Source organism: Streptomyces sirii, assembly GCF_045690365.1.
In the GTDB taxonomy this organism is placed as follows: domain Bacteria; phylum Actinomycetota; class Actinomycetes; order Streptomycetales; family Streptomycetaceae; genus Streptomyces; species Streptomyces sirii.
On sequence record NZ_CP147982.1, the window covers coordinates 6,476,975 to 6,503,621 of the forward strand.

The 26,647-nt window shown below is 70.8% G+C and carries 24 protein-coding genes and 1 riboswitch; of the genes, 14 read left to right on the top strand and 10 right to left on the bottom strand.

The features are described 5' to 3' along the window. Positions 1-17: 17 nt before the first annotated feature. The 5 genes from WAB15_RS29315 (at position 18) to WAB15_RS29335 (ending at position 5,892) form a co-directional block, all read left to right on the top strand. The gene (locus WAB15_RS29315; RefSeq protein WP_399147204.1) at positions 18-641 is read left to right on the top strand and encodes a TetR/AcrR family transcriptional regulator; all 624 of its coding nucleotides are present in this window, start codon (positions 18-20) and stop codon (positions 639-641) included. Positions 642-681: 40 nt separating this feature from the next. Then, the gene (gene rlmN, locus WAB15_RS29320; RefSeq protein ID WP_399147205.1) at positions 682-1,788 is read left to right on the top strand and encodes a 23S rRNA (adenine(2503)-C(2))-methyltransferase RlmN; all 1,107 of its coding nucleotides are present in this window, start codon (positions 682-684) and stop codon (positions 1,786-1,788) included. A 33-nt stretch (positions 1,789-1,821) separates the two neighbouring features. After that, positions 1,822-1,942, top strand: a riboswitch (TPP riboswitch). Positions 1,943-2,047: 105 nt separating this feature from the next. Continuing rightward, the gene (locus WAB15_RS29325; protein ID WP_407288056.1) at positions 2,048-3,118 is read left to right on the top strand and encodes a thiamine ABC transporter substrate binding subunit; all 1,071 of its coding nucleotides are present in this window, start codon (positions 2,048-2,050) and stop codon (positions 3,116-3,118) included. Next, positions 3,094-4,821, top strand: coding sequence for an ABC transporter permease (locus tag WAB15_RS29330; RefSeq protein WP_407288057.1), 1,728 nt, complete (start codon positions 3,094-3,096; stop codon positions 4,819-4,821). The genes WAB15_RS29325 and WAB15_RS29330 overlap by 25 nt, the downstream gene beginning before the upstream one ends. After that, the gene (locus WAB15_RS29335) at positions 4,822-5,892 is read left to right on the top strand and encodes an ABC transporter ATP-binding protein (RefSeq protein ID WP_407288058.1); all 1,071 of its coding nucleotides are present in this window, start codon (positions 4,822-4,824) and stop codon (positions 5,890-5,892) included. A gap of 7 nt (positions 5,893-5,899) precedes the next feature. Here WAB15_RS29335 and WAB15_RS29340 read toward each other — a convergent pair whose 3' ends face one another. From WAB15_RS29340 to WAB15_RS29350, 3 genes are all read right to left on the bottom strand, one after another. After that, positions 5,900-6,904: a hypothetical protein gene (locus WAB15_RS29340; protein ID WP_399147209.1), complete on the bottom strand. Its 1,005-nt coding sequence runs from the start codon at positions 6,902-6,904 to the stop codon at positions 5,900-5,902. A 165-nt stretch (positions 6,905-7,069) separates the two neighbouring features. Next, the gene (locus WAB15_RS29345) at positions 7,070-8,224 is read right to left on the bottom strand and encodes an LOG family protein (RefSeq protein ID WP_407288059.1); all 1,155 of its coding nucleotides are present in this window, start codon (positions 8,222-8,224) and stop codon (positions 7,070-7,072) included. Between the two features lies 1 nt (position 8,225). Beyond that, positions 8,226-8,633 carry a MarR family winged helix-turn-helix transcriptional regulator gene (locus WAB15_RS29350; protein ID WP_399147244.1) on the bottom strand — a complete coding sequence of 136 codons (408 nt, stop codon included), beginning with the start codon at positions 8,631-8,633 and terminating at the stop codon, positions 8,226-8,228. A gap of 147 nt (positions 8,634-8,780) precedes the next feature. On the opposite strand from WAB15_RS29350, the gene WAB15_RS29355 reads away from it, so the two are divergent. Further along, positions 8,781-9,227 (top strand): RidA family protein, encoded by a 447-nt coding sequence (locus tag WAB15_RS29355; RefSeq protein ID WP_399147211.1) that lies wholly within the window; start codon positions 8,781-8,783, stop codon positions 9,225-9,227. Positions 9,228-9,308: 81 nt separating this feature from the next. Here the strand turns inward: WAB15_RS29355 and WAB15_RS29360 are convergent, their stop codons facing one another. The 5 genes from WAB15_RS29360 to WAB15_RS29380 form a co-directional block, all read right to left on the bottom strand. Then, entirely contained in the window at positions 9,309-10,121 is an 813-nt protein-coding gene (locus tag WAB15_RS29360) for an SDR family NAD(P)-dependent oxidoreductase (RefSeq protein WP_407288060.1), read from the bottom strand. Between the two features lie 115 nt (positions 10,122-10,236). Continuing rightward, the gene (locus WAB15_RS29365) at positions 10,237-11,409 is read right to left on the bottom strand and encodes a hypothetical protein (protein WP_407288061.1); all 1,173 of its coding nucleotides are present in this window, start codon (positions 11,407-11,409) and stop codon (positions 10,237-10,239) included. Next, the gene (locus WAB15_RS29370; protein WP_407288062.1) at positions 11,391-12,131 is read right to left on the bottom strand and encodes an ABC transporter ATP-binding protein; all 741 of its coding nucleotides are present in this window, start codon (positions 12,129-12,131) and stop codon (positions 11,391-11,393) included. The genes WAB15_RS29365 and WAB15_RS29370 overlap by 19 nt, the downstream gene beginning before the upstream one ends. 215 nt (positions 12,132-12,346) lie before the next feature. Then, on the bottom strand, positions 12,347-13,708 hold the full coding sequence (locus tag WAB15_RS29375; protein ID WP_399147215.1) for an aspartate aminotransferase family protein: 1,362 nt from the start codon (positions 13,706-13,708) through the stop codon (positions 12,347-12,349). Between the two features lie 2 nt (positions 13,709-13,710). Then, positions 13,711-14,184, bottom strand: a complete 474-nt coding sequence (locus WAB15_RS29380; protein ID WP_018087114.1) for an Lrp/AsnC family transcriptional regulator — start codon at positions 14,182-14,184, stop codon at positions 13,711-13,713. A gap of 177 nt (positions 14,185-14,361) precedes the next feature. Here WAB15_RS29380 and WAB15_RS29385 point away from each other — a divergent pair, with 177 nt between their 5' ends. Both WAB15_RS29385 and WAB15_RS29390 read left to right on the top strand, forming a co-directional pair. After that, positions 14,362-15,816, top strand: coding sequence for a gamma-aminobutyraldehyde dehydrogenase (locus tag WAB15_RS29385; RefSeq protein WP_399147216.1), 1,455 nt, complete (start codon positions 14,362-14,364; stop codon positions 15,814-15,816). 146 nt (positions 15,817-15,962) lie between these two features. Next, a complete protein-coding gene (locus WAB15_RS29390) occupies positions 15,963-17,144 on the top strand; it encodes a spermidine/putrescine ABC transporter substrate-binding protein (protein ID WP_407288063.1) in 1,182 nt (393 codons plus the stop codon). 84 nt (positions 17,145-17,228) lie between these two features. On the opposite strand, the gene WAB15_RS29395 is transcribed toward WAB15_RS29390, so the two are convergent. Further along, entirely contained in the window at positions 17,229-18,269 is a 1,041-nt protein-coding gene (locus WAB15_RS29395) for an adenosine deaminase (protein WP_407288064.1), read from the bottom strand. Positions 18,270-18,437: 168 nt separating this feature from the next. Continuing rightward, the gene (locus tag WAB15_RS29400; protein WP_407288065.1) at positions 18,438-19,061 is read right to left on the bottom strand and encodes an NADAR family protein; all 624 of its coding nucleotides are present in this window, start codon (positions 19,059-19,061) and stop codon (positions 18,438-18,440) included. A 201-nt stretch (positions 19,062-19,262) separates the two neighbouring features. On the opposite strand from WAB15_RS29400, the gene WAB15_RS29405 reads away from it, so the two are divergent. From WAB15_RS29405 to WAB15_RS29430, 6 genes are all read left to right on the top strand, one after another. Further along, a complete protein-coding gene (locus WAB15_RS29405; RefSeq protein ID WP_407288066.1) occupies positions 19,263-20,789 on the top strand; it encodes a gamma-aminobutyraldehyde dehydrogenase in 1,527 nt (508 codons plus the stop codon). A 123-nt stretch (positions 20,790-20,912) separates the two neighbouring features. Beyond that, complete coding sequence (locus WAB15_RS29410; RefSeq protein ID WP_399147221.1) at positions 20,913-22,160, top strand: spermidine/putrescine ABC transporter substrate-binding protein; 1,248 nt, start codon at positions 20,913-20,915, stop codon at positions 22,158-22,160. A 79-nt stretch (positions 22,161-22,239) separates the two neighbouring features. Further along, positions 22,240-23,403: an ABC transporter ATP-binding protein gene (locus WAB15_RS29415; RefSeq protein ID WP_399147222.1), complete on the top strand. Its 1,164-nt coding sequence runs from the start codon at positions 22,240-22,242 to the stop codon at positions 23,401-23,403. Then, complete coding sequence (locus WAB15_RS29420; protein ID WP_399147223.1) at positions 23,400-24,338, top strand: ABC transporter permease; 939 nt, start codon at positions 23,400-23,402, stop codon at positions 24,336-24,338. The genes WAB15_RS29415 and WAB15_RS29420 overlap by 4 nt, the downstream gene beginning before the upstream one ends. Further along, complete coding sequence (locus WAB15_RS29425; RefSeq protein ID WP_399147224.1) at positions 24,338-25,201, top strand: ABC transporter permease; 864 nt, start codon at positions 24,338-24,340, stop codon at positions 25,199-25,201. Before WAB15_RS29420 ends, WAB15_RS29425 begins: the two co-directional genes overlap by 1 nt. Positions 25,202-25,206: 5 nt before the next feature. Then, positions 25,207-26,625: an NAD(P)/FAD-dependent oxidoreductase gene (locus tag WAB15_RS29430; protein WP_399147225.1), complete on the top strand. Its 1,419-nt coding sequence runs from the start codon at positions 25,207-25,209 to the stop codon at positions 26,623-26,625. Positions 26,626-26,647: the final 22 nt, after the last annotated feature.

Here is a 26,647-nt window from a genome sequence, read left to right on the forward strand (position 1 = left end):
CGTGATATAAAGGCTCCATGCCGAAGGTCGTGGATCCGGACGCCCGCCGCCGCGAGGTCGTCGCCGCCCTGTACCGAGTCGTCGTACGGGACGGCCTGCAGCGCACCTCGCTGCGCGCCGTCGCCGACGAGGCCGCACTCAACATCGGTTCGGTGCGCCACTACTTCGCCAGCCAGCAGGAGCTGATGGACTTCGCGATGCAGTCGATGCTCGGCGCGCTCTCCGAACGGCTGCTCCAGCATGTCGAGCGCATCGGGGATCTGAGTCGGTACCCGCGTGCGGAACGGCTCCGCCTGGTGACCGACCTCCTGGCCGAGCTGCTGCCGCTCGACGAACGCCGCCGCGCGGAGGTCACCGTCTTCCTCGACTTCAACGCCGCGGCCCGCACCCATCCGGCCTTCCAGGAACTCGCGCACCAGGCCGCCGCCGGCACCAGAAGGCTGACGCACCGCGTCCTCACCCGGCTCGACGAGTCCGGCACCCTGCGCCCCGGATGCGACGTCGACCTCGAGACCGAGCGCCTGGCGTCCCTCCTGGACGGCCTCTCCCTCAGCGCCGTACACCACCCCGACATCCTGGGCGCGCAGCGGTGCCGCCAGGTACTGGCCGCTCACCTGCAGGACCTGTCCCACACCGGCTAGTGCCTGGCCCACCTGGACGATCTGCGACACTGGACCCACCATGCCTGCACCCGGAGAACTCACTTTCGTCGCGCCGCGCGGGGCCAAGAAGCCTCCTCGGCACCTTGCCGATCTCAGTCCCGTCGAGCGCCGTGAAGCGGTGGCCGCGATCGGTGAGAAGCCTTTTCGCGCCAAGCAGCTGTCGCAGCACTACTTCGCCCGTTACGCGCACGACCCGGCGCAGTGGACCGACATCCCGGCGGCGGCGCGCGAGAAGTTGGCGAGCGAGCTGCTGCCGGACCTGATGAACGTCGTGCGGCACATCTCGTGCGACAACGACACCACCCGCAAGACCCTGTGGAAGCTGCACGACGGCACGCTCGTCGAGTCGGTGCTGATGCGCTACCCGGACCGGGTCACCATGTGCATCTCCTCGCAGGCCGGTTGCGGTATGAACTGCCCGTTCTGCGCCACGGGGCAGGCGGGGCTGGACCGCAACCTGTCCACCGCCGAGATCGTGCACCAGATCGTGGACGGGATGCGCGCGCTGCGCGACGGCGAGGTGCCGGGCGGACCGGCGCGGCTGTCCAACATCGTCTTCATGGGGATGGGGGAGCCGCTCGCCAACTACAACCGGGTGGTCGGCGCCATCCGGCGGCTGACCGACCCCGAGCCGGACGGCCTGGGCCTGTCCCAGCGCGGGATCACGGTCTCCACGGTCGGTCTGGTCCCGGCGATGCTGCGGTTCGCCGACGAGGGCTTCAAGTGCCGGCTCGCGGTGTCGCTGCACGCGCCGGACGACGAGCTGCGCGACACGCTCGTCCCCGTCAACACGCGCTGGAAGGTGCGTGAGGTGCTGGACGCGGCCTGGGAGTACGCGGAGAAGTCCGGGCGGCGGATCTCGATCGAGTACGCCCTGATCCGGGACATCAACGACCAGGCCTGGCGCGGTGACCTGCTGGGACGGCTGCTCAAGGGCAAGCGGGTCCATGTGAACCTGATTCCGCTGAACCCGACGCCCGGCTCGAAGTGGACCGCCTCGCGCCCCGAGGACGAGCGGGCGTTCGTCCAGGCCATCGAGGCGCACGGCGTGCCGGTGACCGTCCGCGACACCCGCGGTCAGGAGATCGACGGGGCCTGCGGGCAGCTCGCGGCCTCGGAGCGCTGAACGCCCGCTGGTACGGTGTCGTCGAACAAATGCACATTCCGACAGGGGAGCGCCACAGCGCTGAGAGTGCGGAAGCGTCGTAGTCCTACGGCGCCCGCAGACCCTTGAACCTCGCCCGGGTCATTCCGGGTAGGAAGTTCGGTCGTCACTCATGCTGTTGCGCCCTGCCCGGATGTTCCCTTTCGTGCGTCTTCGGACGCCGTGAGCCGCGGACACCGGGCGGGGCCGCGTCTCTTCCTGGCCAGCCAGGAGGAAATCAGTGAGCACCACCAGAAGGATCACCGCGAGCGCGCTCGCCGCCGCACTCGGCATGACCGCGCTCGCCGCGTGCGGCACCTCGGACGGTGACGGCGCGGACGCCAAGACCGTCACGCTCGTCAGCCACGACTCGTTCCCCAAGCCCCTGCTCGACGCCTTCGAGAAGGAGAGCGGCTACAAGGTCACGCTCCTCAAGGGCGGCGACGCCGGCAAGGCCGTCAACCAGGCGATCCTCTCCAAGGACAATCCCCAGGGCGATGTGTTCTTCGGCATCGACAACACCCTGCTCTCGCGCGGTCTGAACGCGGACCTCTTCAGCCCGTACGAGGCCAAGGGGCTGGACAGCGTCCCGGCCGCGCTGCAGCTCGACAAGGGCAAGCACCGCGTCACCCCGCTCGACTACGGCGACATCTGCGTCAACTACGACCGGGCCTACTTCGACCAGCACAAGATCGCGCCGCCGAAGACCTTCGACGATCTGCTCAAGCCCCGGTACAAGGGGCTGCTCGTCACCGAGAACGCCGCGACCTCCTCCCCGGGGCTCGCCTTCCAGCTCGCCACCGTCGCCACCTACGGCAAGGACGGCTGGCAGGACTACTGGAAGAAGCTCAAGGCGAACGACGTCGAGGTCGTCGACGGCTGGGAGCAGGCCTACAACGAGCGGTTCTCGGGCTCCGGGGCCGGCAAGGGCAAGGGCGACAAGCCGCTGGTGGTCTCCTACGCCTCCAGCCCGCCCGTCGAGGTGCTCGGCAAGAAGCCGGCGCCCAAGCAGGCACCGACCGGCGTCGCGACCGGCACCTGCTTCCGCCAGATCGAGTTCGGCGGCCTCCTCAAGGGCGCGAAGAACGAGAAGGGCGGCAAGGCGCTGCTGGACTTCCTGCTGAGCAAGAAGTTCCAGGAGGACGTGCCGCTGCAGATGTTCGTCAACCCGGCGCGCAAGGACGCCAAGCTGCCGGAGCTGTTCACGACGTACGGTGCGAAGATCGACAAGCCGGCGACGCTGGCCCCGGACGCGATCGCCGAGAACCGCGAACAGTGGATCAAGCAGTGGTCCTCACTCGTTCTGAAGTAGCCGGCGCCCGGAGCAGACGGCCCGCGCGGGGAACGGCGGTGCGGCTCGGCCTGATGGCCGTGCCGCTCGCCTTCTTCGCGCTGTTCTTCGCCTACCCGGTCGTGGCGATCGTCGGGCGCGGACTCAAGGACGGCGGGCAGTGGCAGCTGGGCCGGTTCGGGGCCGTGCTGAGCGACCCGGATGTCGTGCACGTGCTGTGGTTCACCCTCTGGCAGGCGGCCGCCTCGACCGGGCTGACGCTGCTGATCGCGCTGCCCGGCGCGTATGTCTTCGCGCGCTTCGACTTCCCCGGCAAGCGGTTGCTGCGGGCGGTGGTGGCGGTGCCGTTCGTGCTGCCGACCGTCGTCGTCGGCTCGGCATTCCTGGCGCTGGTCGGGCGGGGCGGGCTGCTGGACGACCTGTGGGGGCTGCGCCTGGACAGCTCGGTCTGGGCGATTCTGCTGGCGCACGTCTTCTTCAACTACGCCGTGGTCGTCCGGACCGTCGGCGGGCTCTGGGGGCAGCTCGATCCGCGCCAGGAAGAGGCGGCGCGGGTGCTGGGGGCCGGACGGTTCGCGGCCTGGCGGCGGGTGACGCTGCCCGCGCTGGGACCGGCCGTCGCGGCCGCCGCCCTGATGGTCTTTCTCTTCACCTTCACCTCCTTCGGGGTGGTGCAGATTCTCGGCGGCCCCACCTTCTCGACGCTGGAGGTGGAGATCTACCGGCAGACCGCGGACTTCCTGGACCTGCCGACCGCCGCCGTCCTCACCATGATCCAGTTCGCGGCGGTGCTGGGAGTGCTGGCGCTGCACGCCTGGACCGTGCGCCGCAGGGAGTCCACCCTCCGGCTCGTCGCCGCCTCGCAGACCGCGCACCGGCCGCGCGGTCGCGGCCAGTGGGCGCTGCTGTGGGCGACGCTCCTGGTCATCGCCGTCCTGCTGATCACCCCGCTGGTCGTGCTCGTGGAGCGGTCGTTCGCCGGGCCCGACGGCTACGGAGCGGTCTTCTACGAGTCGCTGCGCTCCGCCGGGGCCGGTGACGGCACCTTCGTCGTCGCCCCCTTGGAGGCCCTGTGGAACTCCCTCGCCTACGGGGCGGCCGCCACCGGCATCGCCCTGGTGGTGGGCGGGCTGGCGGCCGCCGCGCTGACCCTCCCGGGGCTGAGCCGGGGCCCGTCCGGGCGGATCCCCATGGCAAGCAGGTTCGTCCGCGGTTTCGACGCGCTGCTGATGCTGCCCCTCGGCGTCTCCGCGGTCACCGTCGGCTTCGGATTTCTGATCACCCTCGATGAACCACCGCTGGACCTGCGCGCCTCGTGGTGGCTGGTCCCGCTCGCCCAGGCGCTGGTGGGGGTGCCGTTCGTGGTCCGCACCATGCTGCCCGTCCTGCGGGCCGTCGACGGGCGGCTGCGGGAGGCGGCGGCCGTGCTCGGCGCCTCGCCGTGGCGGGTGTGGCGCGAGGTCGATCTGCCGATGGTGCGGCGGGCGCTGCTGATCGCCGCGGGCTTCGCCTTCGCCGTGTCGCTCGGTGAGTTCGGCGCGACGGTCTTCATCGCACGGCCGGACCAGCCGACGCTCCCGGTGGCCGTGGCACGGCTGCTGGGGCGCGCGGGAGAGCTCAACTACGGGCAGGCGATGGCCCTGTCGACCATCTTGATGGTGGTGTGCGCCGGCGCCTTGCTGGTCCTGGAGCGCGCGCGAACCGATCATTCCGGGGAGTTCTAGATGACGGCACGCAACGAGAGCACGGCGCGCGAGCTGCTGCGGCTGGACGGGGTGACCGTCCGCTTCGGCACGTCCGGGCGCCCCGCGCTGGACGCGGTGGACCTGGAGGTCGCCGCGCACGAGATCGTCTGCGTACTGGGGCCGAGCGGCAGCGGCAAGTCCACTCTGCTGCGGGTGGTCGCCGGCCTCCAACAGGCCGATGCGGGACAGGTGTTGCTGGAGGGGAGCGACCAGTCGGGAGTGCCCACACACCGGCGCGGGGTCGGGCTGATGTTCCAGGACCACCAGCTCTTCCCGCAGCGCGATGTCGCGGGCAACGTCGCCTTCGGGCTGCGGATGCGGCGTGCCTCGCGCGCCGACCAGGACCGCACGGTCGCCGCACTGCTGGACCTCGTCGGACTGCCGGGAGCCCAACGGCGCGCCGTGGCCTCCCTGTCCGGTGGCGAGCAGCAGCGGGTGGCCCTGGCCCGTGCGCTCGCCCCGCGCCCCCGGCTGCTGATGCTGGACGAGCCGCTCGGCCAGCTCGACCGCGGGCTGCGGGAACGGCTGGTCGTCGAACTCCGCCGGCTCTTCGGCGACCTCGGCACGACGGTGCTGGCCGTCACCCACGACCAGCAGGAGGCCTTCGCGCTCGCCGACCGGGTCGTGGTGATGCAGGACGGCCGGATCGCGCAGACCGGCACGCCGCTGGAGGTCTGGCGGCGGCCGGCCACGGAGTTCGTCGCCCGCTTCCTCGGCTTCGACAACGTGGTCGAGGCGACGGTGCAGGGCGAGGCCGCCGGCACGCCCTGGGGCAAGGTGCCGGTCCCGGAGGGCACCCCGAACGGGCCGTGCCGGCTGCTCGTACGCCCCGCCGGGGTGCGACTGACCCCCGCCGCCGAGGGCCTGCCCGCCACGGTCACGGCCCGGACGTTCCGCGGCAGCCATGTCACCCTGCTGCTCCAGCCGTCCGGCGGACCTCAGGTGCAGGCGGCCTGCGCGCTGCGGGAGGCACCCGAGGTGGGTGAGCGGGTGGGCATCGCCTTCGCCGCCCAGGACGTCGTGGTGCTGGACGCCGAGCCCGGCGCGTAGCGGGGCGTCAGCGCTCGGGCGCGGTTGTCACAGCGCGCGCGGTGCGCTCCTCGTGCGCGCCCCCGTCCGCCGGCGCCGCGCCGCCCGTGGCCTGGGCCGGCACCTCCGCGCCCGTTTGGGCGGCCGCCGCCGGTACGGGTTCCCCCTCCGGCTCGCCGAACCAGGCGACCGCGACGGCGCCCGCCACGGCGACCACGAAGCCCAGGACGGCGACCCAGGCGAAGCCCGGACGGGAGGAGTCGCCGAGCCACAGGACCCCGAGGATGCCGGGGACGACGGTCTCGCCCACCACCAGCGCCGCCGTGGCGCCGTTCACCGAACCGATCTGCAGGGCGACGGTGTGCAGATACATCCCGCCGATGCCCGCGACGAGAATCGCGTACAGGGCGGGGTCGCCGAGCAGCGAGGGCAGATGGAACGGGTCCACGCCGTTCAGCACCCGTACGCCGACGCCGAGCGCACCGAAGCCCAGACCGGAGAGCAGACCGGCGAGGATCGCGGCGCGGGAGCCCATCAGGCGCACGATCAGGGTGCCGCCGCCGATCAGCACCAGGGACGCCACCAGCAGCCACCAGTGGGTCGCGATCGGCGTGTGGCCGCCGCCCTCCGGGCCCGCGGCCGTGGCGAGCAGCACCAGCGCCGAGCAGACCACGGCGATCGAGCTCCACTCGGCCCGGCTGAGCTTGATGCCCAGGAGCTTGATGCTCAGTACGGCGGTGATCACGAGGTTGGCGCTGATCACGGTCTGGGACAGGAACAGCGGCAGCAGCCGGGCCGCCAGCGCGCCGAGCCCGAAGCCGATGAAGTCCAGCACCGTGCCCACCATGAATTCCCAGGTCACGGCGGCTTTCGCGGTGGAGGAGAGGCTGGGTCCGCCGTGCTGGGTGACACCGGTGGCGGAGGACTTGGCCGCCTCCCGCCGGGCGGACTTGCGCGACCCCACCGCCTGTAGGACGGAACCCGTGCCGTAGCAGGCCGACGCCGCTACGGCCGTCAGAAGGCCGATGATCACCAGGAGCTCCGTTCGCGCGCACTTGGCATTACCTGTTCATTACCTGGCCTGGCAGACGCTCATTTCGGGACGGGAGTTGCCTCAGCCGGGCAAACAGATCGCGCGGCCGGGCGACGGGGAGCGGCGATGGTGCCGGCGCCGGGCGCGGGAGCGGGGCCCGGCGGGTCAGGAAGCCGCCCCCGCCCCGAGGTGGGCGAGCGCCCGGGGGACCTCGTCCACCGAGTCGACCAGGGCGATCCGGGCCGCCATCGGGCGGTCGGCCGCCAGGGCCTGGAGCAGCGGCCAGGTGGGCAGCCGCTCGGTCCAGTGCGCACGGTCGACCAGCACCATCGGGGTCGGCTCGCCCCGCGACTGGTAGTAGTTCGGGGTCGCGTTGTCGAAGATCTCCTGTACGGTCCCGGCCGCGCCCGGCAGGAAGACGACGCCGGCGTTGCAGCGCGCCAGCAGGCCGTCCTCGCGGACCGCGTTGACGAAGTACTTGGCGACATGGGTGGCGAAGGCGTTGGGCGGCTCGTGCCCGTAGAACCAGGTGGGTATGCCGACCGAGGCGCCGCCACCCGGACGGTCCCGGCGCACGTCGAAGGCGGCCCGGGCCCAGTCGGTGACCGAGGGGGTGAAGAGCGGTGCCTTGGAGAGGAGTTCGAGCGCCGCGTCGAGCATGCCGTCCTCGAACGGCGCCGCGTACGCCCCGAGGTTCGCCGCCTCCATCGCGCCGGGGCCGCCGCCCGTGGCCACGGTCAGGCCGTCGCGGGCGAGCCGGCGGCCGAGCCGGGCCGCGCCCGCGTAGGCGACGGAACCGCGCTCCAGGGCGTGCCCGCCCATGACGCCCACCACCCGGGCGCCGGCGAGGTGCTCGTCCAGGGCGTCGGAGACGGCGTCGTCGTGGATGCTGCGCAGCATCGAGGCGAAGATGTCGCCGTCCGACTTGGTCTCCTGGTACCAGCGGTACGTGCGGGCGTCCGGGGTGGTGTCGTAGCCGGCGTCGACCAGCCCCGCGAAGAGCTCGTCCGGTCCGTAGAGGGCGCCGCGGTACGGATCGAACGGCAGGCCGGGTATGGGCGGGAAGACCAGTGCGCCCCCGGCGCGCACCTTCGCGACGGCGCCCGGTTCCATGGCGCAGCCGAGGAACACCGACTCCGTGGTGTCCGTGCCGAGCAGCGCGAACGTACGGTCCGTCAGGTCGACCGACTGGATGCGGTATCCGGCGAGGCTGCCCGAGGCGGCGACGTGGTCGAACTCCTCAAGGGACTCGATTTCCCGGTCGTTCTCGTCGTGGCTGCGGGGCGCTGGGAGCGGTGAATTCGGCTGCACGCCCGCCATGTTAGGACCGCAGGGACTCCACGAGGGGCCCGAGGTGCCCGTCCGACGCTGCCGCGTCCAGCGCCTCGCGCAGCGCGCCGTCGTAAGTGGGGCGCGCCATCTGCTGGACTTCGCGGCCTTCGTCGGTGATCACGCTGTAGACGCCGCGCCGGTCGTCGGGGCACAGGTCCCGGCGGGTCAGGCCGGAGGACTCCAGGCGGGAGGCCAGCCGGCTCACGGAGCTCTGGTTGAGGCCGATGAGGTCGGCGAGCTCCTGCATGCGCAGTTCGCCGTCGTCGGCCTCGGCCAGCCGGGTCAGCGCGCGGTACTCGGAGAGTCCGATGCGGTGGTGCTGCTGCAGGGCCCGTGCCAACTCCTGCTCGACGCGCGTGTGCAGTGCCCCGAGCCGGTCCCAGTGCTCCGCGTCCATCGTCATGCGCTCTCTTCCGCCGCTCCCCGCCGCCGTTTTCCGATGGGGCCTTGACAGCAGCGTACATGCATCCGAAACTTATGTATGTGCATGCAAGCAATGCGTGTGCATGGAACTGCTACAGGTGCAGAGAACGAGGGGGAGAAGATGACCGGGGCGACGATGACGCAGGCTTCCGAGGGCGCTGTCGAAGAGGCCGGGGCGGCGCGAGAGATCGAGCGGATCGCGACCACACCGGACTGGTACGAGCCGTACAGGATCTCCCAGGCCGTCAAGGCGGGCGGACTGATCCATGTGTCGGGGCAGGCGGGGATCGACGAGCGGGGGCGGACCGTCTCGGACGACTTCCTGACGCAGGGCCGGCAGGCGTTCGCGAACGTCGAGCGGGTCCTGGCCGCGGCCGGCGCCTCGCTGGTCGATGTGGTGAAGGTGGGCATCTTCGTGACGGACATGGCCGCCGACCTCGACCATGTCCTCACGCTGCGGGGGGAGTTCCTGTCCGAGCCCTATCCCGCGGACACCCTGCTGGAGGTGTCGTCACTGGCCCAGCCGGACTGGCGGATAGAGGTGGAGGTCACGGCGCTCGCCCGCTGAGCGGGGCGGAGCCCGGCGGCCCGGGTCCCCGACACCCGCTCATCCGATGCCTGACGTCTGTTCACGTCGGCTCACATCTGCTCACCCGATGAGGGCGTCGGTCAGCCGCATCAGGCGTTCCCGGGCCTCGACGTCGTATGCCTGCTCGTGTGCCCGGGTGTCGGTGAACTGGTCGAAGTAACGGCCTGTGGTGGAGGCGAGAGCGGGATCGGTGAGCAGCCGGAGGGTCGGCCGTACTCCCTCCTCGACGGTGGTCGCCGGCGTGAGGCCGTACTCGCGCACCCCGTCGGTGTCCATCAGATGGGCCGGGTGGAGGGTGTTGACCGTGACGCCGGTGCCTTCCAGCTCGGCGGCCAGGTGGAACGTCGCCATGATCAGCGCCAGCTTGCTCCGGCAGTAGGCCCGCAGGCCCTCGTAGTCCCGTTCCAGCATCACGTTGTCGAAGTCGATGGCCTCCTGCCCTATCGAGGCGACATTGATCACGCGGGACGGGGCGGAGGAGATCAGCAGGGGCAGCAGATCGCGGGTCAGGGCGTAGGGGGCGAGGTGGTTCACGGCGAAGCGCAGCTCGTGGCCCTGCCGGCTCAGCTCGCGTCGGAGCGGATCGGCGCCGCCGCCCGCGACGGCGTTGTTGATCAGCCCGTCGAGCCGGGGTTCCGCCGCGCGGATCCGGGAGGCCATCGCATGGACCTGGTCGAGGTCGGCCAGATCGGCGAGGTAGGTGCGGACGGTGGTGCCGGGTGCGGCGGCCCGTACCTCGGCCGCCACGGTGTCCAGACGGGTGCGGTCGCGGCCGTGCAGCAGGAGGGTGCCGCCCTGGGCGGCGAGGGCGAGGGCGAGGCCGCGGCCCATGCCCTGGGTGGCCCCCGTGATCAAGGTGGTGCGCTGATTCATGGGAAGCAGCCTGGCAGTTCGGCCCGACGGCACGGGAGTGTGTGCTGAACCTGGTGTCGCCGCCACCAGGCGACGGGCCGCGGCCGCGAAGCTCCCCCGGACACGCCGTGGATCCTCATCGCACCAGCGGCAGCGTCACCATCTCCGCCACGGTCCAGGTCAGCGGGGCGAGCACGATCACCAGGGCCAGCAGGCGCAGGGCCGCGGCGCGGTGGAGGACGGAGGCGGAGGCGCCCAGGCGCCTGAGGGCGGCGGTGGTACGGGCGCGGGCGGAGCGGGATTCGAAGGCGGCGGTGAGGGCGCTGGCGGTGACACAGGCGAGCACGACCGCCGCGCCGATGGCGGTGAGCGGGCCGAAAGGACGGGAGGGAGCGGACTCGTAGACCTTCACTGCGGCATAGACGGCGGAGGCCACGGCGCACAACACACCGAGCGGACGGCCGAGGCGGTGCGACTCCTCCTGGAGCACGCGTCCGGACAGCAGGCGCAGCGCGCCGGGGCGGCCGGCGCACAGCAGGCGGCCGCACAGATGCACCAGGCCGGGGCCGGCCAGGACGAGACCGAAGGCGGACAGGGCCCAGCCGGCCAGTGCGCCCGGAGGGCTGCCGACCAGCCGGCCGGGCAGGGGCAGCAGTCCGCCGTGCCCTTGGGAGCCGGAGCTGGTGTAGGCCTCGATGGCCAGACCCGCCGCGGCCAGGGCGATGCCCCAGGGGAGCCCGGAGGGCGGGGCGGACCGGTGACGGGCCTCGAAGTCGGGGATGCCGGTCTCGTCGCGGGGGCGCAGTACGACGGCGGTCGCGGCGCCGGCGGTCAGCGGTACGAGCGCCAGCAGCATCAGGGCGCCGGCGAGCGGCAGCGGGTGGCCCGAGCCGAGCGGGTCGGTGTCGACGCCCAGGGCCGAGGCGGCGCCGGGGCCGCCGAGGTCGCCGCGCAGGCGGAGGAAGGCGAACAGCGCGAGGAGGACGCCGAGGAAGCAGGTCAGTGCGGTGGAGGCGGTGGCGAGGAGGGTGAGGCGCAGGGGGCCCATACCGGCGGCGGTCATCCCACGCTGGAGGCGGGCGGCCGGGTCCGTACGGGCGGTGGAGACGGCGAACTGGGTGGTGGCGGCGAGCGGGGCCGCGCACCACAGGAGGCGTACCAGCGATTCGTCGGCGGTGGCCGGGTGGCCGGCGGCGTAGCCGACGGTGGACAGCAACAGGAAGCCGGTGCCGGCCGCCGCGGCGGCGACGAAGAGGCGACGCAGCAGAACGAGGGGGTGCGAGCCGCGGGTCAGACGGAGAGCGAGCACGCTGCCCTGCTTTCCTCATCGGAGGAGCCGGTGGTGGCGGGTGCCTCGGTCGAATGGTGGCCGTCGAGGAGCGCGAGGGAGCGGTCGGTGAGCGTGGCGACACCGGGGTCGTGGGTCGCCAGGACCACGGTGATCTGGTGCGAGCGGGCCGCGGTGGTCAGGGTGCGCAGCACCTGAGTGCCGTCGGCGTGGTGCAGCGGGGCGGTGGGCTCGTCGGCGAAGAGCACCTGGGGGGTGGTGGCGAGCGCGCGGGCGATGGCGACGCGCTGGCGCTGGGACTGGTCGAGCTGCGCGGGGCGGCGGCGGGCGCACATGCCGACGTCGAGACGGTCCAGCCATTCGAGGGCGGTGTGCTTGGCCGAGCGGCTGCCGGTGCCCCGCAGCAGCAGGGGGAGGGCGGCGTTCTCCCAGGCGGAGAGTTCGGGGACGAGGTGCGGTTCGGTGTCGATCCAGCCGAACCGGTCCAGGCGCAGCCGTTCACGGCTGGGGGAGGAGAGCGTGTGCACGGGGGCGCTGTTGAACCACACCTCGCCCTCGGTCGGGACGAGTTGACCCGAGAGGCATTTCAACAGGGTGGTCTTGCCGCTGCCGCGCGGGCCGGTGACGGCGAGGATCTCGCCTTCGCGGACGCCGAGGGAGACCCCTGTGAGGGCGGTGGTGCCGCCGTGCGTGTGGTGCAGGCCGCGTGCCCAGAGAACGTCGTTGTCAGGCGGGGCCACCATCTGCGCACCTCTTGCTTGTTCGCGTCGACTCGTTCCCCCAACTGGGTGAACGACCATGGAGGGTATCGGTCACTAGCACGGTAAGGACTGGTGCCCCCTGGTATTAGTCGCTTGACAGCACAACGGCCCAGATTCACTCGTATGGCTTGAAGTGAGTGAATCTGGGCCGCTGGGTGTTCAGTTGTGTATCAGTGCACCGGGAGGTGGCGCGCCGGTCAGAGCTTGGTCCAGGCCTCGGTGAGGACCGAGCGCAGGATCTGCTCGATCTCGTCGAAGACCGGCTGGTCGGCGATCAGCGGCGGAGCGAGCTGGATGACCGGGTCGCCGCGGTCGTCGGCGCGGCAGTAGAGGCCGTTGTCGTACAGCGCCTTGGACAGGAAGCCGTACAGGACGCGCTCGGTCTCCTCGTCGTTGAAGGACTCCTTGGTGGCCTTGTCCTTGACGAGCTCGATGCCGTAGAAGAAGCCGTTGCCGCGGACGTCGCCGACGATCGGCAGGTCGTGCAGCTTCTCCAGGGTGCTCTTGAAGGCGCCCTCGTTGTCGAGGACGTGCTGGTTGAGACCCTCACGCTCGAAGATGTCGAGGTTGGCGACACCGACGGCCGCGGAGACCGGGTGGCCGCCGAAGGTGTAGCCGTGCAGGAAGGTGTTGTCGCCCTTGTAGAACGGCTCGGCCAGGCGGTCGGAGATGATGCAGGCGCCGATCGGGGAGTAGCCCGAGGTCATGCCCTTGGCGCAGGTGATCATGTCCGGGACGTAGCCGAACTTGTCGCAGGCGAACGTCGTGCCCAGGCGGCCGAAGGCGCAGATGACCTCGTCGGAGACGAGCAGCACGTCGTACTGGTCGCAGATCTCGCGGACCCGCTGGAAGTAGCCGGGCGGCGGCGGGAAGCAGCCGCCGGCGTTCTGCACCGGCTCCAGGAAGACCGCGGCGACGGTCTCGGGGCCCTCGAAGAGGATCTGCTGCTCGATCTGGTCGGCGGCCCAGCGGCCGAAGGCCTCGGGGTCGTCGCCGTGGATCGGGGCGCGGTAGATGTTGGTGTTCGGCACCTTGTGCGCGCCGGGGACCAGCGGCTCGAAGGGGGCCTTCAGGCCGGGCAGGCCGGTGATGGACAGGGCGCCCTGCGGGGTGCCGTGGTAGGCGACCGCACGCGATATCACCTTGTGCTTCATCGGCTTGCCGACGAGCTTGAAGTACTGCTTGGCCAGCTTCCACGCGGTCTCGACGGCCTCGCCGCCGCCGGTGGTGAAGAAGACCTTGTTGAGGTCGCCGGGGGCCTCGTTGGCCAGGCGCTCGGCGAGCTCCACGGCCTTGGGGTGGGCGTAGGACCACACGGGGAAGAAGGCCAGCTCCTGCGCCTGCTTGTAGGCGGTCTCGGCGAGCTCGACCCGGCCGTGGCCGGCGTTGACCACGAAGAGGCCGGCGAGGCCGTCGATGTAGCGCTTGCCCTTGTCGTCGTAGATGTTGGTGCCCTCACCGCGGACGATGGTGGGCACGGGGGCATTCTCGTACGACGACATGCGGGTGAAGTGCATCCACAGGTGGTCGTAGGCCGTCTTGGAGAGGTCGCCGCTCATTGCTATCTCGTTCCCCAGGTGTAGGTCTGCTTCCGGAGCTTGAGGTACACGAAGCTCTCGGTGGATCGGACGCCGGGAAGCGTGCGGATCCGCTTGTTGATCATTTCCAGCAGGTGGTCGTCGTCCTCGCAGACGATCTCGATGATGAGATCGAAGGAGCCTGCCGTCATGACGACGTACTCGACTTCTTCCATGGTCGTCAGGGCGTCGGCCACGGGGTCGAGGTCACCCTCGACGTTGATGCCGACCATTGCCTGTCGACGGAAACCGACCGTGAGGGGGTCGGTGACCGCGACGATCTGCATCACGCCTTGGTCGAGCAGTTTCTGTACGCGCTGGCGCACAGCCGCCTCGGACAGGCCCACGGCCTTGCCGATTGCGGCATACGGACGGCGCCCGTCCTCCTGGAGCTGCTCGATGATCGCCAGGGAGACGGAGTCGATCGACGGGGTGCCGTTTCTGTCACGAGTGGCCACGTCCTTCACTGTGCACGAGCCTCGTCGGTCTCGCAACCCCAAAGCGATGAAATTAGTCGTGTCGCGATCGAAATTTCACTGATTCCGTTGTTCCGGGGTGGCGGGTGTGTTGAAAGCGTGGGTTTCATGGCTAGGGTGGACCCAAACCACCGGACATCTGACTGAAGGGGGCGCACAGTGACCACCGCACTGCGTCGTCTGCGCAACTACATCGACGGGGAGTTCCGGGACGCCGCCGACGGGCGGACCACGGAGGTGGTCAATCCCGCGACGGGTGAGGCGTACGCCACCGCCCCTCTGTCGGCCGCGGCCGACGTGGACGCGGCGATGGCCGCCGCCGAGGCCGCCTTCCCCGCCTGGCGCGACCTGATCCCGGCCGAGCGCCAGAAGGTTCTGCTCAAGATCGCCGACCGCTTCGAGGAGCGGGCGGAGGAGCTGATCGCCGCCGAGTCCGAGAACTGCGGCAAGCCGATCGCCCTCGTACGCTCCGAGGAGATCCCGCCGATGGTGGACCAGATCCGCTTCTTCGCGGGTGCCGCCCGGATGCTGGAGGGCCGCTCGGCCGGCGAGTACATGGCCGGCTTCACCTCGATCATCCGCCGCGAGCCGGTCGGCGTCTGCGCCCAGGTCGCGCCGTGGAACTACCCGATGATGATGGCCGTGTGGAAGTTCGCCCCGGCGCTGGCCGCGGGCAACACCGTCGTCATCAAGCCGTCCGACACCACCCCCGCCTCCACGGTGCTGATCGCCGACATCATCGGCAGCGTGCTGGACGAGCTCGGCCACTCGCGCGGCGTGTTCAACGTCATCTGCGGTGACCGCGAGACCGGCCGCCTGATGGTCGAGCACAAGGTCCCGGCGATGGCCTCGATCACCGGCTCGGTGCGCGCCGGTATGCAGGTCGCCGAGTCCGCGTCCAAGGACCTCAAGCGGGTCCACCTGGAGCTGGGCGGCAAGGCGCCGGTCGTCGTCTTCGAGGACACCGACATCGCCAAGGCCGTCGAGGACATCTCCGTCGCCGGTTACTTCAACGCCGGCCAGGACTGTACGGCCGCCACCCGGGTGCTCGTCCAGGACTCCATCCACGACGAGTTCGTCGCGGCGCTGGCCAAGGCCGCCTCGGAGACCAAGACCGGCGCGGTCGACGACGAGGACGTGCTCTACGGCCCGCTGAACAACGCCAACCAGCTCAAGCAGGTCAAGGGCTTCATCGAGCGGCTGCCCGCGCACGCCAAGATCGAGGCGGGCGGCGAGCAGGTCGGCGAGAAGGGCTACTTCTTCGCCCCCACCGTCGTCTCGGGCCTCAAGCAGGACGACGAGATCGTCCAGCAGGAGGTCTTCGGCCCGGTCATCACCGTCCAGTCCTTCTCCGACGAGAAGCAGGCGGTGGAGTGGGCCAACGGCGTCGAGTACGCGCTGGCGTCCTCGGTGTGGACCAAGGACCACGCCCGCGCCATGCGGATGTCCAAGAGCCTCGACTTCGGCTGTGTGTGGATCAACACCCACATCCCGCTGGTCGCCGAGATGCCGCACGGCGGATTCAAGAAGTCCGGCTACGGCAAGGACCTCTCGGCCTACGGCTTCGACGACTACACCCGCATCAAGCACGTGATGACCTCGCTGGACGGCTGAGCCGTCCGGCCGGTCCGACCGGCTGACCCGGGGGATCGGCACCGTCGAGCGGCACGGAACGCTCGACACACCGTCGCGGGCGGAGGCCCGGCAGTTGACGCTCTGTCTCTTGCCGCCTCCGCCCGCGGCACGTGAGAGTGCTCGCCATGGCTGATCTTTCGCGGCGGGGGCTGCTCCGGGGCATGGGCGCAATGGGTGCGACGGGGGCGCTGGCCGCCATGACCGGATGCGGGGTGCCGCCCGCGTACGTCGAGGCGGCGGACCGCGCGGGCCCGGACCGCTCGTCGGGCGACCACCGGCTCGTCTTCGCCAACTGGCCGCTCTACATCGACGTCGACGACCACGACGCGGAGCGCCGGCCCACCCTCGACGCGTTCGAGCGGCGCACCGGGATCTCCGTCGCGTACAGCGAGGAGATCAACGACAACGACGAGTTCTTCGGCAAGATCAGCCCGGCGCTGATGAACCATCAGCGCACCGGCCGCGACCTGATCGTCATCAGCGACTGGATGTGCGCCCGCTTCGTCCGCCTGGGCTGGGTCCAGGAGATGGACCGCGGCGCCCAGCCGCATGTCGCCCGCCACCTCGACCCGCTGCTGCGCACCCCGCACTTCGACCCGGGTCGTACGCACTCGGTGCCCTGGCAGTCCGGGATCACCGGCATCGCCTACAACCGCAGAAAGCTCGGCCGCGAGATCCGGCACACCGCCGACCTGTGGAGGAGCGACCTGCGCGGCCGCGTCACCCTGCTCTCCGGTCTCGACGAGGCGTTCGCCCTGCTGATGCAGGGCAACGGCGTCGACATCACCCGCTGGACCGGCGACGACTTCCACCGCATGGCCGACCAGATCCGCGGCCTCGTCCGCAAGGGCCACATCAGGCGCTTCACCGGCAACGACTACATCAAGGACCTGGACTCCGGGGACGTGCTCGCCGCGCAGGCCTACTCCGGCGATGTGATCCAGCTCCAGGCGGACAACCCCGACATCGAGTTCGTGGTGCCACAGGAGGGAGCCGAACTCTGGGCGGAGAGCCTGATGATCCCCAACCTCGCGGACCACAAGCACAACGCCGAGCGGCTGATCGACCACTACTACCGGCCGGAGGTCGCCGCGGACCTCGCCGCCTGGGTCAACTACGTCTGCCCCGTTCCGGCCGCGCGCGACGTGCTGGCCTCCTCCAAGGACAAGGAGCGCGCCGAGCTGGCCGAGGACCCGCTGATCTTCCCCGACGACGCGATGCGCAAGCGACTGGCCATCGCCCGGGACATCACCTCCAAGGAGCGGACGGAGTTCGCCAAGGAGTGGAACGGGATCGTGGGGCTGTAGGGCCCGTCGCCACCTTCCGTCCAGCGCGCACCGCCGCCGACCGGCAACGGTGCGCCGGACGGGCGGCGGCGGATCGGCCGGCGGTCACACGCCGGGCGTCACCGGGCCGCGCCAGGACGCCGTGTACGCGTCGATCTCGGCCGACAGCCGGGCCTTGGCGAGGGCGTCCATGAAGGAGGCCTCGACGGCGTTCTTGGCCAGGGCGGCCAGACCCGTGGTGTCCAGCCCCAGCAGGCGGGCGGCGACGCCGTACTCGGTGTTGAGGTCGGTGCCGAACATCGGGGGGTCGTCGCTGTTGATGGTGACCAGGACGCCGGCGTCGACCATCTCCTTGAGGGGGTGCTCCTCCAGGGTGCGCACCGCGCGGGTGGCGATGTTGGAGGTGGGGCAGACCTCCAGCGGGATGCGGTGCTCGGCGAGATGGGCCAGCAGCTCGGGGTCCCGGATGGCGCTGGTGCCGTGGCCGATGCGCTCGGCGCGCAGGTCGCGCAGCGCGTCCCAGATCGTGCCGGGGCCCGTGGTCTCGCCGGCGTGCGGTACGGAGTGCAGCCCGGCGGCGATCGCGCGGTCGAAGTACGGCTTGAACTGCGGGCGGGGAACGCCGATCTCGGGGCCGCCGAGCCCGAAGGACACCAGGCCCTCGGGCCGCAGATCGCAGGCGATCCGGGCGGTCTCCTCGGCGGCCTCCAGGCCCGCCTCGCCGGGGATGTCGAAGCACCAGCGCAGCACCACGCCCAGCTCGGACTCCGCGGCCTTGCGGGCGTCCTCGATGGCCTCGACGAACGCGGCGTCGGGGATGCCGCGGCGGGTGGAGCTGAAGGGCGTGACGGTCAGCTCGGCATAGCGGATCTGCTGCCGGGCCATGTCCCGGGCGACCTCGTACGTCAGCAGGCGGACGTCCTCGGCGTCGCGGATCAGGTCCACGACGGAGAGGTAGACCTCGACGAAGTGCGCGAAGTCGCGGAAGGTGAAGTAGTCGGCCAGCGCCTCGGGGTCGGTCGGGACGGCCGAGTCGGGGTGCCGGGCGGCCAGCGCGGAGACGATGCGTGGTGAGGCCGATCCGACGTGGTGGACGTGCAGCTCCGCCTTGGGCAGGCCCGCGATGAAGGCATCGAGATCGGACAACGGATCCTCCTGGTCGGTGGGTGTTCGAGGGTGCGCGGAACGGCCTGGTCATGCTATGCGCGCCCGGGGCGGCCGGTGGCCGCAGGGCGGGAATCGGCCGGCGGCCCCTGCCGCTCTGCCGCTCTGCCGACGTGCCGGCGCCGCCGGCCGCTCCCGGCAGCCCGCGCCCTACTGCTGCCGGCCGGCCGACTCCCGCAGTCGCTGGCGGGCCTCCATCAGCGCGAAGCCCAGCAGATTCAGCCCCCGCCAGCGCGCCGGGTCCATGGCCCGCTCGTCATCGGCGGCCAGGCCGATGCCCCATATCCGGTCCAGCGGGCTGGCCTCGACCAGCACCCGGGAGTTCGTGCCCAGCAGGAACTCCCGCAGGTCGGCGTCCTGCCCGAACTTGTGCAGACTGCCCTCGACGACCAGGTCGTAGCGATGCCGCCGCCAGGTCTCCTCGTCGAAGCCGTGGACCAGGCGCCCGTAGGACTTGGCCTGCTTGGGGTGGACCGCCGCTATCGCGCCCCGCTCCGCCTCCGCGTCGCCGAACAGCCGGGCCTTTCCGGCCATCATCCAGTGCTCGGCGGTGGCATAGCGGACACCGTCGACGGTGAAGGGGGAGGGCCACCACTGGCTGAAGCAGCTCGCGCCGAGGCGGTCGTCGCGCCGGGGGCTGTGGCCCCAGAAATGGACGTATTTCCTGTGCTTTCCGGAGGCGGTCGCGCGGCACAGCTCCTCGACCGAGCGCGGCCCGTCCGCGACCCGCCCGGCCATGATCGCCTCGCCGGCCCCCGTGCTGTCGTGCATCATGCCGGGATTCTGTCAGCGGGCACTGACAACGTGTCGGGGTGGCTGCTGGGAAAATCGCAGAATCCGTCGCGTAACCAAAAGGCAACAACGGAATCACTTGTTGAGGGTGCTTTCCTCTGTCAAGATCGGCCATCAATTCCGGAAGTAGCTACGCCAGGCAGTGCCGCTGAGCGGCCCCGGCGCCCGGCGGAGGAGAGCACCATGGACCACCGATTCGATGTCACCGAGCGGTTCGCCGAGGGCGCGCAATTCATCGCGGGCAGCCTCCGCAGCGGCAGCTCCGGCCGTAGCCAGGACGTCGTGGACCCGGCGACCGGCGAGACGGTGTACTCCTACGAACTCGCGGGCACGGAGGATGTGGACGCCGCCGTGGAGGCCGCCGAGCGGGCCTTCGCCGAGTGGGGCGGAGCCACCCCGGGCGAGCGCTCCGACACCCTGCACCGCTTCGCCGCGGCGCTCGCCGAGGACGCCGCCGACCTCGCCTTCGCCGAATCGCTGAACTGCGGAAAGCCGATCAAGCTCAGCAACGAGTTCGATGTGCCGGGGTCGGTCGACAACGCGGCGTTCTTCGCCGGCGCCGCCCGCCACCTGGAGGGCAAGGCGGCCGGCGAATACAGCGCCGACCACACCTCCGTCATCCGCCGCGAGCCCATCGGCGTCGTCGGCTCCATCGCGCCGTGGAACTATCCGCTGCAGATGGCCGCCTGGAAGGTGCTGCCGGCCATCGCCGCGGGCAACACCATCGTCCTCAAGCCCGCCGAGATCACCCCGCTGACCTCGCTGCTGTTCGCGCAGGCCGCGCAGCGCGCGGGGCTGCCGGACGGCGTGCTCAACATCGTCTCCGGAGCGGGCCGGGACGCCGGCGAGCGCCTGGTGGGCCACCGCTCCGTCGCGATGACCTCCTTCACCGGCTCCACCGCCGTCGGCAAGCGCGTCGCCGAGATCGCCACCGGCACCGTCAAGCGCCTGCACCTGGAGCTCGGCGGCAAGGCCCCCTTCGTGGTCTTCGACGACGCCGACCTGGAGGCCGCCGTCCACGGCGCGGTCGCCGGCGCCCTGATCAACACCGGCCAGGACTGCACCGCCGCCACCCGCGCCTACGTCCAGCGCCCGCTCTACGACGCGTTCGTCAGCGGCGTCGCCGACCTGATGGCGACCGTACGGCTCGGCGACCCCTTCGACCCGTCCACCGACCTGGGCCCGCTGATCTCGCACGCCCAGCGCGACCGGGTGGCCGGTTTCGTCGACCGGGCGCGCGGCTACGCCACCGTCGTCACCGGCGGCGAGGTCCCCGCGTTCGACGACAGCAGGCTGGCCAAGGGCGCCTACTACCGGCCCACGCTGATCGCCGGCGCCGCGCAGGACAGTGAGATCGTGCAGGCCGAGATCTTCGGTCCGGTGCTGGTCGTGCTGCCCTTCGACAGCGACGACGAGGGCATCGCGCTGGCCAACGACACCCCCTACGGGCTGGCCGCCTCCGCCTGGAGCCGGGACGTCTACCGCACCGGCCGCGCCACCCGCGAGATCAACGCGGGCTGCGTCTGGGTCAACGACCACATCCCGATCATCAGCGAGATGCCGCACGGCGGCGCCAAGGCGTCCGGCTTCGGCAAGGACATGTCGGCCTACTCCTTCGAGGAGTACACCCAGGTCAAGCACGTGATGTACGACAACACCGCGGTCGCCAGGAAGGACTGGCACCGCACGATCTTCGGGGACCGCCCCTAAGGGCCCCTGCCTCACCGAGCCCCCCACAGGCCCCGCCCCCCTGGGCCCACCCCTGCGGCCAGCGCCGCGCGGCACCGTCACCACCGGCCGAGCGCCGGGCTCACCCCCGAAAGGGCACCGCGCATGGAGCACCACGAGCAGCCCGAACCCCTGTCCCCGGCCGAACTCGCCGCCGTCCGCCGCAGCGCGGCCAACGGCCGGCTGGCCATGACCCGCCGCACGCTGCTGCGCGCCGGCAGCGCCATGGCCGTCGCGGCCGGCGGCCTGGGGGCCCTCGGCGCCTGCGGCATCCCGCCCGCGGGCCGTACGGACGCCGGTCGCAGCACCGACCACTCCCGGGCGGAGAAGCGCCTGAACTTCTCCAACTGGACCGAGTACATGGACGTCAGCGACAACGGCAAGCGCCACCCGACGCTGGACGCCTTCACCCGGCGCAGCGGCATCGCCGTCAAGTACACCGAGGACATCAACGACAACGACGAGTTCTTCGGGAAGGTCCAGGCGCAGCTGGCGGCAGGCCAGGACACCGGCCGCGACCTGATCGTGCTCACCGACTGGATGTGCGCACGGATGATCTCCCTCGGCTGGATCCAGAAGCTGGACACGGCCAATCTGCCGCACGCCTACGCCAACCTCGCACCGCAGTTCCGCGACCCGGCCTGGGACCCGGGCCGCGCGCACTCCTACGTCTGGCAGGGCATCCCCGCGCTCATCGCGTACAACAAGAAGGCCACCGGCGGCCGGAAGGTCGACTCGGTGAGCCAACTGCTGGAGGACCCGCGGCTCAAGGGCCGGGTCGGCTTCCTCTCCGAGATGCGCGACAGCGTCGGGCTGACCCTGCTGGACATGGGCAAGAGCCCCGAGGACGTCACCGCGGACGACTTCGACGCGGCGATAGCCCGGCTCCAGAAGGGCGTCGACGCAAAGCAGATCCGCCGCTTCACCGGCAACGACTACACCACCGACCTGGACAAGGGCGACCTCGCCGCCTGTGTCGCCTGGGCCGGTGACATCGTCCAGCTCCAGAGCGACAACCCGGACATCGAGTACGTCATCCCCAAGTCCGGCTACATGACGTCCACCGACAACCTCATGGTGCCGAACAAGGCCCGCCACAAGCAGAACGCCGAACGGCTCATCGACTACTTCTACGAGCCGAAGGTGGCGGCCCGGCTCGCGGCGTACATCAACTACGTCTGCCCCGTGGACGGCGTGCGCGACGAGCTTGCCAAGATCGACAAGAAGGCGGCGGACAACCCGCTGATCCTGCCGGACAAGGAGATGGCCGCCCGGTCCCACTCCTTCCGCGCGCTGAACGCCAAGGAGAGCAAGGAGTTCGCCCAGAAGTTCTCCGACCTCACCGGCGCCTGAGCCGCCCCGAGGCCTGGGCCCCACGATCCCACCAGGCCCGCCCGAGCCGTTTCGCCCTCCGACCCACGGGACGACCGACATGACCCACACCGCGACCCCCCAGAGCAGCGGCGGCGACGTCCGCCTCCACGGGATAAGCAAGACCTACGGCTCCTTCACCGCCGTCCATCCGCTCGACCTGACCGTCCCCGCGGGCTCCTTCTTCGCGCTGCTGGGCGCCTCGGGCTGCGGCAAGACCACCACCCTGCGGATGATCGCCGGGCTGGAGGAGCCCACCACCGGGACCGTCGAGCTGTCGGGCCGGGACGTCACGGCCCTGCCGCCCTACAAGCGCCAGGTCAACACCGTCTTCCAGAACTACGCGCTCTTCCCGCACCTGGACATCTACGAGAACGTCGCCTTCGGGCTGCGCCGCCGCGGCGTCAAGTCCGTCAAGAAGCAGGTCGAGGAGATGCTCGACCTCGTCCAGCTCGGCCCGATGGCGCGCCGCAAGCCGCAGCAGCTCTCCGGAGGCCAGCAGCAGCGCGTCGCGGTCGCGCGGGCGCTGATCAACCACCCCCAGGTGCTGCTGCTCGACGAGCCGCTCGGCGCCCTCGACCTGAAGCTGCGCCGCCAGATGCAGCTGGAGCTCAAGCGCATCCAGACCGAGGTCGGAATCACCTTCGTGCACGTCACCCACGACCAGGAGGAGGCCATGACGATGGCCGACACCGTGGCCGTGATGAACGGCGGCCGGGTCGAGCAGCTCGGCGCCCCCGCCGATCTCTACGAGAACCCCGGCACCACCTTCGTCGCCAACTTCCTGGGCACCTCCAACCTCATCGAGGCCGAGGTCGTCGAGGCCGGCGGCGAGGAGCTGGTGCTCACGGCCGCCGGCGCCAAGCTCCGGCTGCCCGCCGCCCGATGTAGCGCGGCGGCCCGCACGGGCGGCAAGGTGCTGGCCGGCGTACGGCCGGAGAAGGTCGCGCTGAAGCACACCGACGACGCCGGGGCCTGCCCCGAAGGCCACAACCGGCTGCCCGGCCGCATCAAGGACGCCAGCTTCATCGGCGTCTCCACGCAGTACGTCGTCGAGGTGCCGGGCCTGGGCGAACTCGCCGTCTACGAGCAGAACATCGAGCGCGACGGCCGCCTCGTGCCCGGCGCGGAGGTCGTCGTGCACTGGAACCCGGCGCACACCTTCGGACTGGACGCCGCCCAGGACATCCAGGCCGGCGCGGACCTCGACGAGGAGGCCGCGTGACCCTCACCGAGACCCCCGTGCCACCGGACCGGCAGACCGGGTCCGCGCCCCTCAAGGTGCACCGGACGCCCGCCCGCAAGCGGCTCGTGCCCTACTGGCTGCTGCTGCCCGGCATCCTGTGGCTGCTCGTCTTCTTCGCCGCCCCGCTCGTCTACCAGGCGTCGACCTCGATCCAGACCGGCTCCCTCGAAGAGGGCTTCAAGGTCACCTGGCACTTCGCCACGTACTGGGACGCGCTCGGCGAGTACTGGCCGCAGTTCGTCCGCTCGGTGGGCTACGCCGGGATCGCCACCGCGCTCTGCCTGCTCCTGGGCTACCCCCTGGCCTACCTCATCGCCTTCAAGGCGGGCCGCTGGCGCAACCTCGTGATGATCCTGGTCATCGCCCCGTTCTTCACCAGCTTCCTGATCCGCACGCTGGCCTGGAAGACGATCCTGGCCGACGCCGGACCGGTCGTCGGTGTCCTGAACTCCCTGCACGTGCTGGACGTGACCAGCTGGCTGGGCATCACCGAAGGCCACCGGGTGCTGGCCACCCCGCTCGCGGTGGTCTGCGGACTGACCTACAACTTCCTGCCGTTCATGATCCTGCCGCTCTACACCTCCCTGGAGCGCATCGACCCGCGCCTGCACGAGGCCGCCGGCGACCTCTACGCCCGCCCGGCCACCACCTTCCGCCGGGTCACCTTCCCGCTGTCCATGCCCGGTGTCGTCGCCGGCACCCTGCTCACCTTCATCCCGGCGGCCGGTGACTACATCAACGCCGAACTGCTGGGCTCCACCGACCAGAAGATGATCGGCAACGTCATCCAGTCGCAGTTCCTGCGGGTCCTGGACTACCCGACCGCGGCCGCCCTCTCCTTCATCCTCATGGCGGCCATCCTCGCCATGGTCACGATCTACATCCGCAAGTCCGGGACGGAGGATCTGGTCTGATGGCGGCCACCGAAACGACGGCAACCCGACCGACCGCGGCCACGGCCGCCCGCCCGCCCGGCAAGCCCCTGCGCTGGCTGCGCCGCAACATCGTGGTGATCGCGGGCCTGTGCACGCTGGGCTATCTGATCCTGCCCAACGTCATCGTGCTGGTCTTCTCCTTCAACAAGCCCAACGGCCGCTTCAACTACCAGTGGCAGCGCTTCTCCACGGACGCCTGGGCCGATCCGTGCGGGGTCGCCGACCTGTGCGGCTCGCTGGGGCTGAGCCTGCAGATCGCCCTGTGGGCCACCCTCGGCGCGACCGCCCTGGGTACCATGATCGCCTTCGCGCTGGCCCGCTACCGCTTCCGCGCGCGGTCCTCCGTCAACACCCTGATCTTCCTGCCGATGGCCATGCCCGAGGTCGTCATGGCCGCCTCGCTGGCGACCCTCTTCCTCAACATGGGCATCCAGTTCGGCTTCTGGACGATCCTCATCGCGCACATCATGTTCTGCCTGAGCTTCGTCGTCACCGCCGTCAAGGCACGCGTGATGAGCATGGACCCGCGGCTGGAGCAGGCCGCCCAGGACCTCTACGCCTCCCCGGTGCAGACCTTCCTGCGGGTGACGCTGCCGATCGCCGCGCCCGGCATCGCCGCCGGCGCCCTGCTGTCCTTCGCCCTGTCCTTCGACGACTTCATCATCACCAACTTCAATGCCGGCTCCACCGTGACCTTCCCCATGTTCGTCTGGGGATCGGCGCAGCGGGGCACGCCCGTTCAGATCAATGTCATCGGTACGGCGATGTTCCTGGTCGCCGTGCTGTGCGTAGTCGTCGGCCAACTGGCCGGGAACCGCCGTAACAGGCGCAAGAGGAGCTGAGAACCATGGCACGAGCTGCCATGACCCCGTCGCCCGTCCACGCACTCGCGGACGCCGCCCCCACCCCCTTCTGGCTGGACGATCCCGCCCGCCCCGACGCCCTGCCGGCCCTCGTCGGCGACGAGAGCTGCGATCTGCTGGTGGTCGGCGGCGGCTACTCGGGACTGTGGACCGCGCTGATCGCCAAGGAGCGCGACCCGCAGCGCGATGTCGTGCTCATCGAGGGCGCCGAGATCGGCTGGGCCGCCTCCGGGCGCAACGGCGGCTTCTGCGCCGCCTCCCTCACCCACGGCCTCGGCAACGGCCTGGCCCGCTGGCCCGGCGAACTCGCCAGGCTCGAAGAGCTCGGCATCCACAACCTCGACGCCATCGAGGACGCGGTCGCCCGCTACGGCATCGACTGCTCCTTCGAGCGCACCGGCGAGATCGACATCGCCACCGAGCCCCACCAGATCGCCGAACTGAAGGACGCCGCCAAGGACGCCGCCGAGCTCGGACTCGACCGGCACACCTTCCTCGACCAGGACGAACTGCGCGCCGAGGTCGACTCACCGACCTTCCGCGCCGGCCTGTGGGACCGCGACGGCGTCGCCATGCTCAACCCCGCCCGCCTCGCCTGGGGCCTGAAGCAGGCCTGCCTCGGCCTCGGCGTGCGCATCTACGAGCGCACCCGCGCCACCACGCTGGCCTCCGAAGGCCTGGGCATGGCCGTCCGCACCCCCTACGGGCGGGTCTTCGCCCGCCACGTCGCGCTCGGTACCAACGCCTTCCCGTCCCTGGTCAAGCGGGTACGCCCGTACATCGCCCCGGTCTACGACCACGCGTTGACGACCGAGCCGCTCTCCGAGGAGCAGCTCGCCGCCATCGGCTGGAAGAACCGCCAGGGCCTCTCCGACAGCAACAACCACTTCCACTACTTCCGCATCACCGCCGACAACCGCATCCTGTGGGGCGGCTACGACATCGTCTACCGCTACGGCGGCGGCGTACGGGCGGAGTACGACCACCACCCGGCCACCTACGAGAAGCTCGCCCGGCACTTCTTCCGCTGCTTCCCGCAGCTGGAGGGCCTGCGCTTCAGCCATGCCTGGGGCGGCGCCATCGACACCTGCTCCCGCTTCTCGGCCTTCTTCGGCACCGCGCACGCCGGCCGGGTCGCCTACGCGGCCGGATACACCGGGCTCGGCGTGGGCGCCACCCGCTTCGGTGCCGAGGTGATGCTCGATCTGCTCGCCGGGGAGCGCACCGAGCGCACCGAGCTGGAGATGGTCCGCAGCAAGCCGCTGCCCTTCCCGCCCGAGCCGCTGCGCTGGGCGGGCATCGGCATCACCCAGTGGTCGATGACCCGTGCCGACACCCACGGCGGTCGCCGCAACCTGTGGCTGAAGGCCATGGACAAGCTGGGGCTGGGGTTCGACAGCTGACACAAGGGGCGGGCGGACGCGA